At 59.6% G+C, this 16,310-nt stretch carries 14 protein-coding genes and 1 riboswitch; of the genes, 12 read left to right on the forward strand and 2 right to left on the reverse strand.

The window, feature by feature from the left end; translation table 11 throughout:
* Positions 1-6 precede the first annotated feature (6 nt).
* Entirely contained in the window at positions 7-1,275 is a 1,269-nt protein-coding gene (locus AC2T28_RS12985) for an imelysin family protein (protein WP_486749413.1), read from the forward strand.
* A 152-nt stretch (positions 1,276-1,427) separates the two neighbouring features.
* Here AC2T28_RS12985 and AC2T28_RS12990 read toward each other — a convergent pair whose 3' ends face one another.
* Complete coding sequence (locus AC2T28_RS12990) at positions 1,428-2,036, reverse strand: hypothetical protein (protein WP_486749414.1); 609 nt, start codon at positions 2,034-2,036, stop codon at positions 1,428-1,430.
* Between the two features lie 253 nt (positions 2,037-2,289).
* Between AC2T28_RS12990 and AC2T28_RS12995 the strand changes: the two genes are divergently transcribed.
* From AC2T28_RS12995 to glpD, 7 genes are all read left to right on the forward strand, one after another.
* Positions 2,290-2,583: a (2Fe-2S)-binding protein gene (locus AC2T28_RS12995; RefSeq protein WP_486749415.1), complete on the forward strand. Its 294-nt coding sequence runs from the start codon at positions 2,290-2,292 to the stop codon at positions 2,581-2,583.
* A complete protein-coding gene (gene bfr, locus AC2T28_RS13000; protein ID WP_486749416.1) occupies positions 2,531-3,016 on the forward strand; it encodes a bacterioferritin in 486 nt (161 codons plus the stop codon). The genes AC2T28_RS12995 and bfr overlap by 53 nt, the downstream gene beginning before the upstream one ends.
* Positions 3,006-4,535: a di-heme oxidoreductase family protein gene (locus AC2T28_RS13005; protein ID WP_486749417.1), complete on the forward strand. Its 1,530-nt coding sequence runs from the start codon at positions 3,006-3,008 to the stop codon at positions 4,533-4,535. The genes bfr and AC2T28_RS13005 overlap by 11 nt, the downstream gene beginning before the upstream one ends.
* A gap of 1 nt (position 4,536) precedes the next feature.
* Complete coding sequence (locus AC2T28_RS13010; RefSeq protein WP_486749418.1) at positions 4,537-5,535, forward strand: imelysin family protein; 999 nt, start codon at positions 4,537-4,539, stop codon at positions 5,533-5,535.
* A gap of 1 nt (position 5,536) precedes the next feature.
* Positions 5,537-6,616 carry a DUF1513 domain-containing protein gene (locus tag AC2T28_RS13015; protein WP_486749419.1) on the forward strand — a complete coding sequence of 360 codons (1,080 nt, stop codon included), beginning with the start codon at positions 5,537-5,539 and terminating at the stop codon, positions 6,614-6,616.
* Positions 6,617-6,796: 180 nt separating this feature from the next.
* Positions 6,797-7,597, forward strand: a complete 801-nt coding sequence (locus AC2T28_RS13020; protein ID WP_486749420.1) for a DeoR/GlpR family DNA-binding transcription regulator — start codon at positions 6,797-6,799, stop codon at positions 7,595-7,597.
* Positions 7,590-9,167, forward strand: coding sequence for a glycerol-3-phosphate dehydrogenase (glpD, locus tag AC2T28_RS13025; protein WP_486749421.1), 1,578 nt, complete (start codon positions 7,590-7,592; stop codon positions 9,165-9,167). Before AC2T28_RS13020 ends, glpD begins: the two co-directional genes overlap by 8 nt.
* Before the next feature lie 177 nt (positions 9,168-9,344).
* Here glpD and cobO read toward each other — a convergent pair whose 3' ends face one another.
* Entirely contained in the window at positions 9,345-9,980 is a 636-nt protein-coding gene (gene cobO, locus AC2T28_RS13030; protein WP_158979164.1) for a cob(I)yrinic acid a,c-diamide adenosyltransferase, read from the reverse strand.
* Between the two features lie 51 nt (positions 9,981-10,031).
* Positions 10,032-10,239, forward strand: a riboswitch (cobalamin riboswitch).
* A gap of 96 nt (positions 10,240-10,335) precedes the next feature.
* Here cobO and AC2T28_RS13035 point away from each other — a divergent pair.
* The 4 genes from AC2T28_RS13035 to cobG all read left to right on the forward strand — a co-directional run bounded on the left by AC2T28_RS13035 (position 10,336) and on the right by cobG (position 16,309).
* Entirely contained in the window at positions 10,336-10,710 is a 375-nt protein-coding gene (locus tag AC2T28_RS13035) for a DUF1636 family protein (RefSeq protein WP_486749422.1), read from the forward strand.
* Between the two features lie 4 nt (positions 10,711-10,714).
* The gene (gene cobW / locus AC2T28_RS13040) at positions 10,715-11,749 is read left to right on the forward strand and encodes a cobalamin biosynthesis protein CobW (protein ID WP_486749423.1); all 1,035 of its coding nucleotides are present in this window, start codon (positions 10,715-10,717) and stop codon (positions 11,747-11,749) included.
* Positions 11,750-11,906: 157 nt separating this feature from the next.
* Positions 11,907-15,152 (forward strand): cobaltochelatase subunit CobN, encoded by a 3,246-nt coding sequence (gene cobN / locus AC2T28_RS13045; RefSeq protein WP_486749424.1) that lies wholly within the window; start codon positions 11,907-11,909, stop codon positions 15,150-15,152.
* The gene (cobG, locus tag AC2T28_RS13050) at positions 15,149-16,309 is read left to right on the forward strand and encodes a precorrin-3B synthase (protein ID WP_486749425.1); all 1,161 of its coding nucleotides are present in this window, start codon (positions 15,149-15,151) and stop codon (positions 16,307-16,309) included. Before cobN ends, cobG begins: the two co-directional genes overlap by 4 nt.
* The last annotated feature ends 1 nt before the right edge of the window (position 16,310 follow it).

Below are 16,310 nucleotides of genomic sequence, written 5' to 3' on the forward strand. Positions count from 1 at the left end.
TCCTTTATGAAAACCCTGCTCCAAGCCAGCACGGCGCTGACCGTATTTGCAGCCAGCGCCACAGCCACACTGGCCGCTGACAAAGCCGCTGTTCTGACCAACTATTCGAATATTGCCGAAGCAAAATATCAGGACAGCCTGGAAACCGCCAAAGTCCTGCAAGCGGCTGTTGACGCGCTGATCGCAGCCCCTTCGGCTGAAACATTGGAAGCCGCCCGTACCGCATGGATCGATGCGCGCGTGCCATACCAGCAGTCCGAAGTTTTCCGCTTTGGCAACGTCATCGTCGATGACTGGGAAGGCAAGGTAAACGCTTGGCCGCTGGACGAAGGTCTGATCGACTATGTTGACGCATCTTACGGCGGCCCATCCGACGAAAACGCTCTGGCAGTTCTGAACGTAGTGGCCAATCCATCGTTTGAACTGTCCGGCAAATCCATCGACGCATCTGACATCACACCCGCCCTGCTCGAAGGTGCGTTGCACGAGGCTGAAGGCATCGAATCCAACGTCGCAACCGGCTACCACGCCATCGAATTCCTGCTCTGGGGCCAGGACCTGAACGGCACCAACCACGGCGCTGGCAACCGCCCCTTCACCGACTATGCCACTGGCGCTGATTGCACCAACGGAAACTGTGACCGTCGTGGCGCCTATCTGAAGGCGGCAACCGAGCTGCTGATTTCCGATCTGGACTGGATCGCCGCCCAGTGGGCCACCGATGGCGAAGCCCGCACCACCCTGCTGAGCGATGAAAACGCCGGCATCTCGGCGATGCTGACCGGCATGGGCTCGCTGTCGTATGGTGAAACCGCTGGTGAGCGTATGCGCCTTGGCCTGATGCTGAACGATCCAGAAGAAGAGCATGATTGCTTCTCGGACAACACCCACAACAGCCACTACTATGACGGCATGGGCGTTCAGAACGTATACTTGGGTGAATACACCCGCGTAAACGGCGACGTTGTTTCCGGCGCTTCGCTGTCTGATCTGGTCATGGCCGTGAACAAAGATCTGGACGCTGAAATGCGCGGTAAACTGACCGCGACTATGGAAGCCCTAGGCGCTATGAAAGCAGCTGCTTACGGTGGGTTCTCCTACGATCAGATGCTGGAGCAAGGCAACGCCAAAGGCGAGGCCCTGATCATGGGCGGCATCAACGGTCTGGTGGATCAGACCAAATCGATCGAGCGCGTTGTGTCCACGCTGAAGCTGGACGGCATCGAGTTCGAGGGCTCCGACTCTCTGGATAACCCATCGGCTGTTTTCAACTAAGTCCTGTCCAATGACCTGTTCTTCCGTATAGGTCTAAGGGGCTGTTCTATAACCAGTACATTTTCCATCGAAAGTATTTTCGAACAGCCTCAAGGGGCGCGATATCTCTCGCGACCCTTTTCAATTCAGATTGCCTGCGCCCAGCGCTGTGCTCACCGGCCAGCCTGCTTCACAAGTTCTGTCATCATGGTTTCAAGTTTCGGCTTCAGATACTTGGCCAAATTGAACGTCGCTCTGTTCAAACGGCCCGGCTTTCGAACCCGTCCACCCCAAAAATTACTTTTGCCACGACCCGGTGCTGCGGTTTCGATGCTCGCGTAGGGATAGCCGCTGCCCACATCAAGAAAGACAGCCTCGGCGCTATTACCGTACAGACCATAAGACAAGACCAGCACGTAGTCCAAATGACGGGACGCGGCGAGCTGTCGGATTTCCAGTTGCTCCATTTTTCCGTATCTTGACGTATCCAGCAGCTTTGCTTCCAACGGCCCAAGATGCACCAACTCACCTAGTTCCTCTGACATACCGTCAAAATACATGGCCCGCTCTTTTTCCGGCATAGAGGTAATATCGCCGTATACCAAACGAACTACCCCCGTTCTTGCAGGGAACCGAAGATCAGGCTCGTAAGCTGCGAATTTTGCCACTTCGGCATCCTTGATGCCACGATCCGCTAAATAGGCGGCCCCCGACGTACTTTGATGTTCCGAGGAACAGGCGGCAATCAAAAGCGAAGTTACAAGAATTGAAGCACGAAACATTGCTGATCTCCATAAATGTGTTTTTTGCACATTTAAAGAATCCAACAAACATGTCAAGTAAATGTGCAAAACGCACATTTCCACACCAATCCAAGAACCTTCGCCGAGCCGACCTGTTCCACCAGCTACCACCCCGCTGATGGGCGACTCGCCGCATTCCCGACAATTAAACTTGGCGAACACTTGTAATCCGATAGTTTTTGTCGGAAATAACTTCTACGGAATCAAAGCGCCCCTTCGGCAGGACTAAACTATGATCATTTGCCACTGCACCCGGATCTCGGATCACGACATTCATGCAGCAGTGGACTGGATGCGAAGTTCTGATCCTGACACGATAATTACCCCCGGCAAGGTCTATCATGCGCTTGGCAAGGCGGCAGATTGCGGCGGATGCATGCCTCTCTTCCTCGACACGATGCGCGCGAACACTAACCTAAAGGTACCTGCTCAGCTGGCAAATCTGCGCAGCGGGATATCCAAGGAGAGTGATGATGAAGGGCGACGCCAAAGTACTCGACTATCTCAACAAAGCACTGCGCCATGAACTGACCGCCGTAAGCCAGTATTGGCTGCACTACCGGCTGCAAGACGACTGGGGTCTCGGCAGCATGGCCAAGAAAAGCCGCGAAGAAAGCATCGAAGAGATGGAGCACGCGGACAAACTGATAGAAAGGATCATTTTTTTAGAAGGCCATCCCAACCTGCAAAAGCTGGATCCGCTGCGTATTGGGCAAACGCCCAAAGAATGCATGGAGGCTGATCTGGCGGCCGAACGCTCGGCCCGCGAGCTGTACAAAGAAGCCCGGGATGTCTGCAAAGACGCCGGCGACTATGTGACGATGATGCTGTTTGAGCAGCTGATGAAAGACGAAGAGGGTCATATCGATTTCCTCGAAACCCACCTTGAACTACATGACAGAATTGGTGCCGAACACTTTGCCCATCTCAACGCGACCAAATTGGAAGATGCAGATTAAGGCAACAACGGTTGCCGCTTTTGCGGCGACTACCCCCGCTCAGGCGCTAGACCTGACGGCCCTGCAATTAGGCGATCCCCATCTCAACATCACGCCGCGCACCGAGGCCGAACAGGCCCGGATCACATCTGTGACCGCGCCGACCAGTTCATTTGATGAAGCAGAAAAATTCGAACAAAATCAGGCAGGTGCCGCCACCGTTCGGGCCCGGATCGATGACGAGGCGTTTTCTCAGCACTCAGCCAATATCAGCTTTGAACAAGAGTTGGAGTTCAAACTGGGCAACGGGTTGTTCAAGAAACTCTGGGTGTTCTCCCCGGCTTCCACCCTCGCCTCCGATGGGCTTGGCCCCCTGCACAACGCGCGCTCTTGCCAGCGTTGCCACATCAAGGACGGCCGCGGCCACCCGCCCCAGGGCCCAGACGACAGCGCGGTTTCGATGTTCATGCGCATCTCGATCCCCAGCGCGGCCCCTGAAGAGATGGCGGCGGTACATGACTACATCGGCACCGCGCCTGACCCCAATTACGGCAACCAGCTACAGGACTTCTCTCCACCCGGCGTCCCGTCGGAATATGAGTTCGCAGTCACTTACAAGGATGTCGAAGTTGCCCTCTCCGGCGGCGAAACCGTCACTCTGCGCCAGCCCACTTACGAGGCCCGTAACCTGGGCTATGGCCCGCTGCACGCAGACGCCATGCTGTCCCCACGTGTCGCGCCACCAATGATCGGCCTTGGCTTGCTCGAGGCGATCCCTGCCGCCGACATCCTTGCCAATGTGGACGAGGATGACGCCGACGGTGACGGCATTTCGGGCCGCGCCAATCTGGTTTGGTCGCTGGAGTATGACGAGGTCATGCTAGGCAGGTTCGGCCTCAAGGCGGGCATGCCCACCGTGCACCAGCAATCCGCTGCGGCCTTTTCTGGCGACGTCGGTATATCCACCCCGCTTTATCCAACTCCCTGGGGCGAATGCACCGACGCACAAACCGCCTGTCAGGAAGCCCGCCACGGCGACGGTGATGTGCGGGTGACAGAAATCGACCAACCCAACATGGATCTGGTCACCTTCTACAGCCGCAACCTTGGTGTGCCCGCCCGCCGTGATCTGGATGACCCGCAGGTCCAGCGCGGCAAACAGGTGTTTTACGACACCGGTTGCACCAGCTGCCATACGCCCAAGTTTGTCACCCACCGACTGACCAACCGCCCCGAGCAGAGTTTTCAGCTGATATGGCCCTACTCGGATCTATTGCTGCACGACATGGGCGAAGATCTGGCCGACAACCGACCCGAAGCCCGCGCCACTGGTCGCGAGTGGCGCACACCACCACTATGGGGGATTGGCCTCACCAAACAGGTCTCAGACCAAGCTGGATATCTGCACGACGGTCGCGCCCGCACCTTGACCGAGGCCATCCTTTGGCACGGTGGCGAAGCCCAAGCCGCCCGTAATACCGTGGTACTGCTCCCACCTGAGGACCGCGCCGCTCTTATTCGTTTTCTGGAAAGCCTTTGATATGCGCTCATTTGCCCTGGCCCTTGGCCTGACCCTCACCCCGTTGATTGCTCAGGCTGATATGGTTGACGATATTCTCGATCAGCAGATCCTGCCGGGCATGGACGAGCTTGCTTTTACCTCGGACCTATTAGCAGAGGCAGTACGCGCAGACTGCCAGCCCGACTCGGCATCTTTGCACGGCGCCTATAGCGACGCCTTTGACGCCTGGATCACCGTCAGCCATTTTCGTTTTGGCCCAACGGAAACCGACAACCGCGCCTTTGCTCTGTCGTTCTGGCCTGACAGCCGAGGCAAGACCCCCAAGGCGCTGGCCGCGCTGGCTCGCAATCAGGACCCCGTCATCAACACACCCGAAGAATTCACCAACGCCTCCATTGCGGCGCGTGGGTTCTATGCGATGGACTATCTGCTCAATAACTCCGTAATCACCGGCGCCAATACAGCCGAATACCGCTGCCAACTGCTCCAGGCCATCACCGCCGACATTGCCAATACAACGCAGCAAATCCGCGACGACTGGCAAACCAGCTATGTCGATCAACTGCGTACACCGGGCGATCACTATCAGTCCGAGGCCGAGGTCAAACAAGAATTTTACAAGGCCTTGAACACCGGCCTGCAAGCCACCGCCGACTTGCGTCTGGGCCGCCCACTTGGCACATTCGACAAGCCCCGCCCCAAACGGGCCGAGGCCCGCCGGTCAGGGCGCAGCCAGCGCCATGTTGAGCTGTCCCTGCAAGCGCTGGAACCCCTCGCCATCGCCCTATCAGGCGACGATACCGAACTGGCTAATAAGTTCCGGGTGGCATTCGGCAAAGCACACAAAGCTGTTGCGCGCCTGAATGATCCCAGCTTTGCCGGGGTAGCCCAGCCCACCAGCCGACTCCGGGTTGAGGCACTGCAGCAACTGGTGAATGACATCCGCGCCCTCTCTGATACCGAGCTTGGCCCGTCACTGGGTGTCGATGCCGGCTTCAACTCTCTCGACGGAGACTAAAGTGACCTCACGTCGTGGATTTCTGGCCGGATTGCTGGCCACAGGCCTAGCTCCACAGGCCAGTTGGGCCGATCTGGGCTGCCCGGCCTTTCTGTCTGCCGCCAAGCAACCGGACGGGTCATTCATTCTGGCCGGTCTAACTACGCAGGGCGAAATCCTATTTCGCTGCCCCCTGCCCGATCGTGGACACGCCGCCAGCGCCCATCCAAAACGCCCCGAGGTGGTTGCCTTTGCCCGCCGCCCCGGTTTGTTTGCCGACGTGGTCGACTGCAGAACCGGCGCGCAACTGACCCGACTGACACCTCCTGCCGGGCATCACTTTTACGGCCACGGTTGTTTCACACCGGATGGAACACGACTGTTCACAACTGAAAATGAGTATGACACCGCGCGTGGTAATATCGGCGTCTGGGATTGTTCTGAGGGCTACCAGCGCATTGGCAGCTACAACTCGGGCGGCATCGGCCCACATGAAATGTTGCTACGTCAAGACGCGCCCGGCCTAGTCATCGCCAACGGCGGCATCCAGACCCACCCGGACAAGGGCCGTGAAAAACTGAACCTTGATACCATGCTGCCCAACCTCACCTATATACGGCTTGACGGTACGGTCGAGGATCAGATGCAACTGCCCGAAGATCTGCACCAAAACTCGATCCGCCATTTGGCAATGCACCCCAACGGCACCGTCGGCTTTGCCATGCAGTGGCAAGGCGAAGCAGGTGCTGGTGTCCCCATCGTTGGCCTTCACCGGCCCGGCACCGCGCCCCGGCTCATGGCCGAGGATGACCCCCGCACCCGCAATCTGAACGGTTATGGTGGTTCGATCTGCTTCTCTATTGATGGAGCAGATATCGCCGTCACCTCCCCTCGCGGCGGTGTTGTGCAAATTCTGTCGGTTGAGTCGGGCGAGATACTGCATCAACACCACCTCGACGATGTCTGCGGTCTGATCGCAAACCAAACCGGCTTTGTCGCCAGCACCGGGCGCGGCCAGTTTCTACACCTGACCCCATCCAAGGTATCCCCTCTTTCACAGCATGACCTGCGCTGGGACAACCATATGTTTGCCTTGGGTTAAGCCCTTCTATTCAAATCACACTTCCCTGCATTGCGTGCCCTTCAAAGCGCGCGGTGTAGTTTTGTGCAGGGTGCAATTACTGAGCCAACCGCGCCAGATCGATTAACTCGAAAGCATAACGAAATTGAATCGTGACATCACGAAAGCAATTCGCTAAGAGTGGGTCGAAAGGACTTCCCCATGGACGCTGACACTCGCCAAACCGAAATTCTGAAACTTCTGGAACAAAAAGACCGGGTCGAGGTTGAAGAGCTTGCCGACCGTTTTGACGTCTCTTTGCAGACCATTCGCGCCGACCTGCGCGAGTTAAGCGCTCGCAACGCCTTGTCCCGCGTGCACGGCGGCGCGGTCCGTATCAGCTCTGCCGCAACCCGCGCCTATGGCGACCGGCGCAAGCTGAACGCCAAGGGTAAACTTGAAATGGCCACATTGGCCGCTGATTTGATCCCCGAAAACTGCTCGATCACCTTAAATATCGGCACCTCGACAGAAAAGGTTGCCCGCGCTTTGACCGGCCACCGCGGACTTACCGTATTGTCAAATAACATAAACATTATCAATATGATGATGGGAAGTGCTGTCATGGGTGGGCAGATAAAGAACTTGATCCTTGTTGGCGGCAAGGTACGGCAAAGCGATGGTGCTATTGTCGGCGAAGACGCGGTTGAATTCATCTCGCGATACAAAGTGGATTACGCCGTGATCGGCGCCTCGGCACTGGACGCCGACGGGGCGGTGATGGACCACGATGTCAGCGAAGTATCCGTCGCCCGTGCCATTCTCAAAAACGCTCGCACCAAGGTTCTGGTTTGCGATGGCAGCAAATTCGAACGCACCGCGCCGGTTCGCATATGCTCGGTCGAAGACCTAGATGTGGTCGTCACCGACCGCCCTGTCCCCGAAGAATTTGCCCAAGCCGCACAGCGTGGTGAAACCCGCATCATCACCGCCGCAAAAAACGAAAGCAGCGAAAATGACTGATCATCCGATCACCGACCTATTCATCATTGGCGGTGGTATTAATGGCTGTGGCATTGCCCGTGACGCCGCTGGTCGCGGTATGTCCGTCACATTGGCCGAGATGAATGACCTAGCCTCGGCAACCTCCTCGGCTGCGACAAAGCTATTCCACGGAGGCCTACGTTATCTGGAGTACTTTGAATTCCGTCTAGTCCGCGAGGCGCTGATTGAACGCGAAATCCTGCTGCAAGCGATGCCACATATCTCTTGGCCGATGCGATTTGTGCTGCCCTATCACGCCGACATGCGGTTTGAGAACGACACCCCCACGTCGAAACTGCTGTCGGGCATTATGCCTTGGATGAAGGGGCGCCGACCCGCCTGGCTGATCCGTCTGGGCCTGTTCATGTATGACACATTGGGCAAACGCGGTATTCTGCCAGGCACAGCCAAGCTGGACCTAGCCAGTGACACGACTGGCAAACCGCTGAATTCCAAATTCAAAACTGCCTTTGAATATTCTGATTGCTGGGTCGAAGACGCCCGTCTGGTGATGCTCAACGCTCGCGATGCCCAGGCCCGTGGTGCCACAATCCTCCCCCGCACCAAGGTCATCGGCACCAAGCGCCTGTCAGACCATTGGGAAATTACCCTTGAGGACCGAGACAGTGGAGAAACCCACACCCACCGTGCCAAAATGCTGGTCAACGCCGGAGGCCCGTGGGTTGCTGACCTTCTGCAAAAGCAGCTGAACATCCAAAGCAATGAAACTGTGCGGCTGGTCCGTGGCAGCCACATCGTCGTGCCCAAACTGTATGATCACGACCGCTGTTACTTCTTCCAAGGCACCGATGGGCGGATCATTTTCGCTATCCCCTATGAGGAGGACTACACCCTGATCGGCACCACCGATGCCGACCACACGGATGTCGACTCCCCGCCGGAATGCACCGAGGATGAGCAGGACTATCTGGTTAAATTCGCATCTGACTACTTCGACACCCCGGTGACGCGGGATCAGATTGTCTGGACCTATTCAGGCGTGCGCCCTCTATATGATGACGGCGCCAGCTCGGCCACGGCAGCCACCCGTGAATATGTGCTGTCTCTAAACCAAGACGCAGCACCACTGCTGAATGTATTTGGCGGTAAAATCACCACATACCGCAAACTGGCCGAGGCCGCGATGGATAAGATCAGCACAGCCCTGCCCAACTTGACGTCCAACTGGACCGCAGGCGTACCGCTCCCCGGCGGCGACTTCGCGGTCGAGGATGTGAAAACCCTTCAGGCCAAGCTTGCCACCGACTATCCCTTCCTCTCCCCCTATGCCACCCGCCGCCTGATCCGTGCATATGGGACCGAGGCGTGGGAGGTGCTGGGAGAGGCCAAGTCAGCCACTGATCTGGGACAGGATTTTGGTGCCACCATCACCGCGCGCGAGCTAGACTGGGCGATTGAGCGGGAATGGGTCCGTACAGGCGAGGACTACCTGTGGCGGCGCACCAAGCTGGGCCTTCGGCTGAGCGAGGAAGAGCGTGCTGCGGTGGATGGATATATCACGCAACAACTGGCCAAGTTAGCCGCATAATCCCAGCGCGCGGAACAAGGCCGCAGGCCGCCGCGCAATCGCCTGCCCGTCCCGGCGGGTCGGCGATTTGGTTCAGGCATGCGCTTTAATGTGATCTCGTACGGATTTTGCAGAGATAAACTGCCCAAACCAGTGTTGGATCGCCCACCCACGGGCAGGCGATCACTCGTCTACGCTCTAAAACTCAACACCCTTCTGCGCCTTGATCCCGGCGCGGAACGGGTGCTTGATCTGCCCCATTTCAGTCACCAGATCGGCAATCTCGATCAGCTCTTCCTTGGCGTTACGCCCAGTCAGAACCACATGGGTCATCGGTGGCTTTTCGGTCTCCAAAAACTCCACCACCTCGGCCAGATCCAGATATTCATAGCGCAGCGCGATGTTGATCTCGTCCAACAACACCATGGTGTTACGCTCGTCCCGGATCATCTCCTTGGCCTTTTCCCAGCCAGCCTTGGCCGCCGCAATATCGCGCGCTTTGTCCTGCGTCTCCCAGGTAAAGCCTTCGCCCATGGCGTAAAACTGACACAGATCCGAGAAATTCTCTTCTATCAGGGTGCGCTCGCCGGTCTGCCAGCCCCCCTTGATGAACTGCACCACGGCCGATGGCATTTTGTGGGCGATACAGCGCATGATCATGCCAAAGCCCGAGCTGGATTTGCCCTTGCCCGGCCCGGTGTGAATGATGATCAATCCCTTCTCACCATCCTTGGTCGCCATCATCCGATCACGCGCCGCCTTTTTCTTGGCCATCTTGGCCGCATGGCGGGCCTCATCATCGACGGGCGCTTCTTTTTTGGGGGTGTCACTCACGGCGAGTCTCCTGCTGATTCCAGCTATGACTTGACAAGGACCGGGGGGATGACGCAAGGGGGTTTTGTTGGTTCCTGTTTTTGACAGGCGAAGAGGGAATGTGATGCGCCCAATTGCGCAAGCACAGCCGCCCCCGCGACCGTGACCGGAGAGGTCTCTGATGCCACTGGCCTAGGCCGGGAAGGCAAGAGAACCGCAAAAAGGCCCAACGCCTTTTGACTCCGCAAGCCGGGAGACCTGCCAACATGATGATCAACGGGCGAACGGGGTGTTTCGCAACCGGTTGAGGGTTCCTCACGTTACGGGTCCCCCTTCTGGCCTTACCCTTTTTGTCACCACAAGGAGATGGCCCCCTATGGGTGATGTAACACTAACTGTCTGTACAACCTGCCGCCGCGCAGATGTTGACCCCGACGCCACGCGCCCAGGGTCCATCCTGCTCGAAGCGCTCAAAGAAACCGGCGTCCCCGAAGGCGTGAACATTCGCGGCGTCGAATGCCTGTCCGCCTGCAAGCGTGGCTGTTCCATGGTGCTCAGCGGCGGCGACAAGCGCTGGACTTATGTCTACGGCGACCTGGACCCTAACGAACATGTCGACGACATCATCGCAGGCGCTGCCGCCTATGCCGCAACCGAGGACGGTCTGGTCCCATGGCGCGAGCGCCCCGTCGTTTTCCGCAAACAATCCATCGCCCGCATTCCGCCGGTCGACACCGCTTCTCAGGAGTAATTACATGAGCGATCTCAACAAGATCCCCGTCACAGTCGTCACCGGATTTCTGGGCGCGGGCAAAACCACACTGATCCGCCACCTGATGCAGAACCCACAGGGCAAGCGTCTGGGCGTACTGGTCAACGAATTTGGCACCGCCGGTGTGGATGGTGACATCCTGAAATCCTGCGCCGATGAAAATTGCCCGGAAAACAACATCGTCGAGCTGGCCAACGGCTGCATCTGCTGCACCGTGGCCGATGATTTCATCCCGACGATCGAGGCGCTGATGGCCCTGCCCCAGCCGCCCGAGCATATCCTAATCGAAACCTCAGGTCTGGCGCTGCCCAAGCCGCTGCTCAAAGCCTTTGAATGGCCCGCGATCCGCTCCCGCATCACTGTTGACGGTGTGATTGCCCTCGCCGATGCCGAGGCTGTGGCCAAAGGCCAGTTCGCCCCTGATCTGGACGCCGTCGCCGCCCAGCGCGAGGCCGACGAAAGCCTTGACCACGAAACGCCTTTGTCAGAGGTTTTCGAAGATCAGATTTCCTGTGCTGACATCATCCTGCTGTCCAAGGCTGATCTGGCGGGGGCAGACGGAGTTGCGACCGCCCGCGCCGTGATCGAAAAAGAAAGCCCTCGCAAGCTGCCAATCCTGCCGATGACCGAAGGCGTGATTGATCCCCGCGTTGTGCTGGGCCTCAATGCGGCGGCCGAGGACGATCTGGACGCGCGCCCCAGCCACCACGATGGCCACCACGATCACGAGCATGACGATTTTGAGAGCATTGTGGTCGAAATGGGAGAAGTTGCCGATCCGCAGGCATTGCAAGATGCGATCATCAAATTGGCCCAAGAGCGCAATATCCTGCGCGTCAAAGGCTATGTGGCGGTCGAAGGAAAACCAATGCGGATGCTGGTACAGGCCGTAGGCGAACGCCTACGCGCGCAATATGACAAGCCCTGGGGCAGCGACACTCGCCGCACCCAGCTTGTGGTGATTGCCGAGCACGACAACATCGACTCCGCCGCCATCCACGCCGCACTGGGAGCCTAAACTCCGGCCCGGCACCGCCGGGCCGCGCCTGACCTTCCCGTCAAACCGCAGGTTTGCCTGCGGCAAAACGGGAAGGCACTACGCACCTCTCCAAGGTCAGGCACCCCCCTTTGTGGCCCTCGTCACTGTTCGTTAATAATGGAAACAACTTAATCTCATGCACGTCGTCTTCCGCGAAAGCCACGGTCTCGAAGAAAGTGAGACCCCACAGGATCTGGGCCAGACCCCGGCTGATCTGGTGGTGCTGTCCTTTTCCGACAGCGACCTTGGCGCCTTTGCGGCAGGCTGGCACCGGGCTGATGGTTCTTTACCCTCGCTGCGTCTGGCCAATCTGGTTGCCCTGAAACACCCGCTGTCGGTCGATGTCTACGCCGAGCAAACACTCGAGGGCGTCAAAGGCATCCTCGTCCGTCTGATCGGTGGCGAGAGCTACTGGTCCTATGGTCTTGCCACCCTGCAGGATCTGGCCCGCCGCTATGGCATTGCGCTGGCCATCCTCCCCGCCGATGGCCGAGAAGACCCGCGTCTGGACGAGCTGTCGACCCTGCCGATTTCAACCCTGCGCCGCCTGCAATCCCTGTGCGACGCTGGCGGAGCCGTCGCCGCCCAGGCCGCCCTCGCGCAACTCTCCCTAGCCGCCGGTCTCTATGCCAGCCCGGTCCTAGGTCTGAAATCAACGCCCGAGCATGGCTTCTATGACCCGGACCAAGGCGTGTTGTCATCGCTCCCCGAAGATAACAAACCTCTGTTTTTGGTCAGCTTCTACCGCTCTTATCTAACAGCCGCCGACACCGCCCCAGTCGACGCCCTGATTGCTGAACTGCGCAGCCGAGGTCATGCCGCCTACGGTCTCTTCGCCGCCAGCCTCAAGGCCCCAGCCACAGCCAAATGGCTACGCGAAGCCCTGCCACGTCTGGCCCCATCCGCCATCATCAACGCCACAGCCTTCTCAGCGATCGGCAGCGACGGCAAGGCCTCTCCGCTCAACACCACCGGCTGCCCGGTCTATCAGGTCGCCCTGTCCACCGCCCGCCGCAAGGACTGGGACAGCGCCACCCGCGGCCTCTCCCCGGCTGATCTGGCTATGCATGTGGTCCTGCCCGAGGTTGATGGCCGCGTGTTTGGCGGCGTCGTCAGTTTCAAATCACCGGGCCGCAAAGATCCCGACCTGCAGTACTCCCGCTTTGCCCACCAAGCTGACACCAACCGCATCACGGCTGTGGTCAACCGGGTCATGGGCTGGCACCAGCTGTCGACCAAAGCAAACGCAGAAAAGCAACTCGCGCTGATCCTGTCCACCTATCCCGGCAAAGACTATCAACTGGCCCATGCGGTGGGGTTGGATGCCTTGGCCTCGGCCGAGAACATCCTGAGTTCTCTGTCAGAGACAGGCTATACCGTAGAACTCCCCGGCGATCTCGCCCCGCGCCTAATGTCCGAAACCCTGAGCTTCCCGCTCACCGACTATCAGTCCGCCGTCTCTCGCCTACCGCAATCGCTACAAGATGACCTGGCCCAAGCCTGGGGCGACCCGCAGTCAGACCCCGATTTCGCCGACGAAGCCTTCCACTTCCGCGCTCTGCAATCGGGCAACGCCCTAATCGCCTTGCAACCCGAACGCGGCGATGTCGCCACCCGCATCGACGACTATCATGATGTCGAACGCACGCCCCGTCATGCCTATGTCGCCTTTTACCTCTGGCTACAGACACAGATGGACGCCGTCGTCCACATCGGTGCCCATGGCACACTGGAATGGCTCCCCGGCAAGTCCGTCGCGCTCTCCGCCGCCTGCTGGCCCGAAGCCCTGACCGGTACGCTGCCCGTCATCTACCCTTTCATTGTCAACGACCCCGGCGAGGCCGCCCAGGCCAAGCGTCGCATCGGGGCAGTCACCCTTGGCCACTTACCGCCGCCACTGGCCCAGACCTCCCTGCCACAAGGCATGGGACGACTAGAAAGCCTGCTCGACGAATACTCCACCGCCGAAGGTCTGGACCCCGCCCGCCGCGATCGCCTGATTGATGACATCCGGTCAGAGGCGCAGGCCACCGGAGTCGAGGCCGATCTGGGCCTAAACGACGACAGTTCAGCCGCCGAAGCGCTAACCCGCATCGACTCCTTTGTCTGCGACATCAAGGAAAGCCAGTACGGCGAGGGCCTGCATATCTTTGGCACTGGCGACTGTGGCGAGGCCGAAAAAACCGGTCTGCTGTCGGCTCTCAACGGCCAGCTTGTGGCCCCCGGCCCCTCCGGCTCTCCGTATCGTGGCCGCACCGACGTGCTGCCCACCGGGCGCAACCTCTTTACCACCGACCCACGCGCGGTGCCCTCGCGGGCGGCGCAGGCCCAAGGGGTCAAGCTGGCGGAAGAGCTGCTGCGCCGCCATCTTCAGGATCACGGCGATTGGCCACGCGGGTTGGTGATCGACCTCTGGGGTTCCGCCACCATGCGCACCGCAGGCGAGGAATTTGCCATGGCCCTGCATCTTGCAGGCCTTGCACCCAAATGGGACGATAATTCCGAGCGTGTTTCCGGCTTTGAAGTGATCCCGCTGGCCCTGCTTGGCCGCCCCCGCATCGACGTCACCCTGCGCGTCTCCGGCCTGTTCCGCGATGTCTTCCCCGGTCTGGCCCAGATGTTCGAATCCGCCGCCGCAACTCTTGCAACCCGTGAAGAAACCGCCAGCGACAACCCCTACCTAGCCCAAACCCCCCGCGTGTTTGGCCCCAAACCGGGGCAGTATGGCCTCAACATGGGCGCACATCTGGAAACCTACAGCGACACGGCCCGCGAGGCCGCAGGCGAGGCCTGGCTCAACGCCTCCTCCCACGCCATCGACGCCAAGGGTGATATCATCCCCGCCCGCGAAGCGCTGGAAACCCGCCTTCAAACCGCTGACAGCTTTGTCCACCTGCAGGACCTGCCGGAAACCGATCTGCTGATAGCCTCGGACTATGCCGCGCACGAGGCTGGCTTTGCCGCCGCCATGGCCCGTATCGGCCAACCCACCCCAGCGCTCTATCACATGGACGCCACCCGCCCAGATCAGCCCAAGGCCCGCTCACTGGGCGAAGAAATCGCCCGCGTCACCCGCGCCCGCGCCGCCAACCCCGACTGGGCCACATCGATGATGGAACATGGCTTTCGCGGCGGGGCCGAGATTGCCGCCACCCTCGACCACATGGCCGCCTTTGCCCATCTGGCGCAGGTGGTGCAGCCGCATCTGTTTGATCTCTATTTCGAAGCCACCCTGGGCCGCGAGGATCTGGTCGAATTCATGGAGGCGGAAAACCCGCAAGCCCTACAAGCCATGCGCGACCGCTTCCGCGCCTTGTTTGATGCCGGCCTCTGGAGCACCCGCCGCAATTCCATCATGGCAGACCTGGAGGGCGCCGTATGAGTGCTGATGCGCCAAAAGTTTACGGCTGGTGCCCCGGCGCCCTACGTCCGATGATGTCAGGTGACGGGCTTGTGGTCCGCATTCGCGCGCCCCTCGGTCGGCTCAGCTCTGAGCAAGCGCAGGCAGTGGCAGATCTGTCCCAACGCTATGGCAACGGGTTGCTCGACCTATCTGCCCGCGCCAACCTGCAAATGCGCGGCGTGAGTGAGGAAAACCACCCAGCCCTGATCACCGCGCTTCAAGATTTGGGACTGGTCGACACAGATCCCACGACCGAAGCCCGCCGCAATGTGCTGGTTGCCCCTTTCTGGAACAAAGGCGACGAAACCTATACGCTCGCCCATCAGCTCAACGAGGCCTTGACCGAGGCCACTGACCTCAACCTCCCCGGCAAATTCGGCTTTGCCGTGGACACCGGCCCCGCCCCGGTTCTGCGCGACACCGCCGCCGACATCCGCATCGAACGCAACGCTGATGGCCTGATCCTGATCGCAGACGGCGCTAAATCCGGCGTCCCCGTGACAACCGACACCGCAGTCGAAGAGGCGCTCGCGCTCGCCCGCTGGTTCCTTACCCATGGCGGCGCACCAGACGGGCGTGGCAGAATGAAAGCCCTCATCGCGCGCCGCGGGCCACCCTCGGCACATGTGGCTCCCCTAGGCGCCCCCGCGAAACACCCAACTCTGGGCCAAACCGCCACCGGTCAACTTGTGGGGCTGGAATTCGGCCAGATCCCCGCCACCAGCTTTGCAAAACTGGCAACACACGGTGCCCTGCGACTCACCCCATGGCGCGCGCTGCTGGTCGAAGACGCCAGCCACTTGCCGCCCATACCCGGCCTGATCCTTGACGCAACAGATCCCCGCCTGCGGGTGAGCGTTTGTACCGGCGCACCCGGCTGTACGCAGGCGCTTTCTTCCACCCGGCAACTGGCCCGCGATCTTGCCCCGCATATACCACCAGGCACCACCCTACACCTCTCAGGCTGCGCCAAGGGCTGCGCCCATCCTGCCCCGGCGCCGCTTACCCTGACGGCCACGGAACCCGATACATTCAACCTGATCCGCAACGGCACAGCCTCGGATCATCCCGCCAAAACACATCTGAGTGCCGCCCAACTGCGTGCCTCTCCCGACATTCTGACAAAGGGCAGCTGAC

This window comes from Parasedimentitalea nitratireducens, assembly GCF_057444295.1.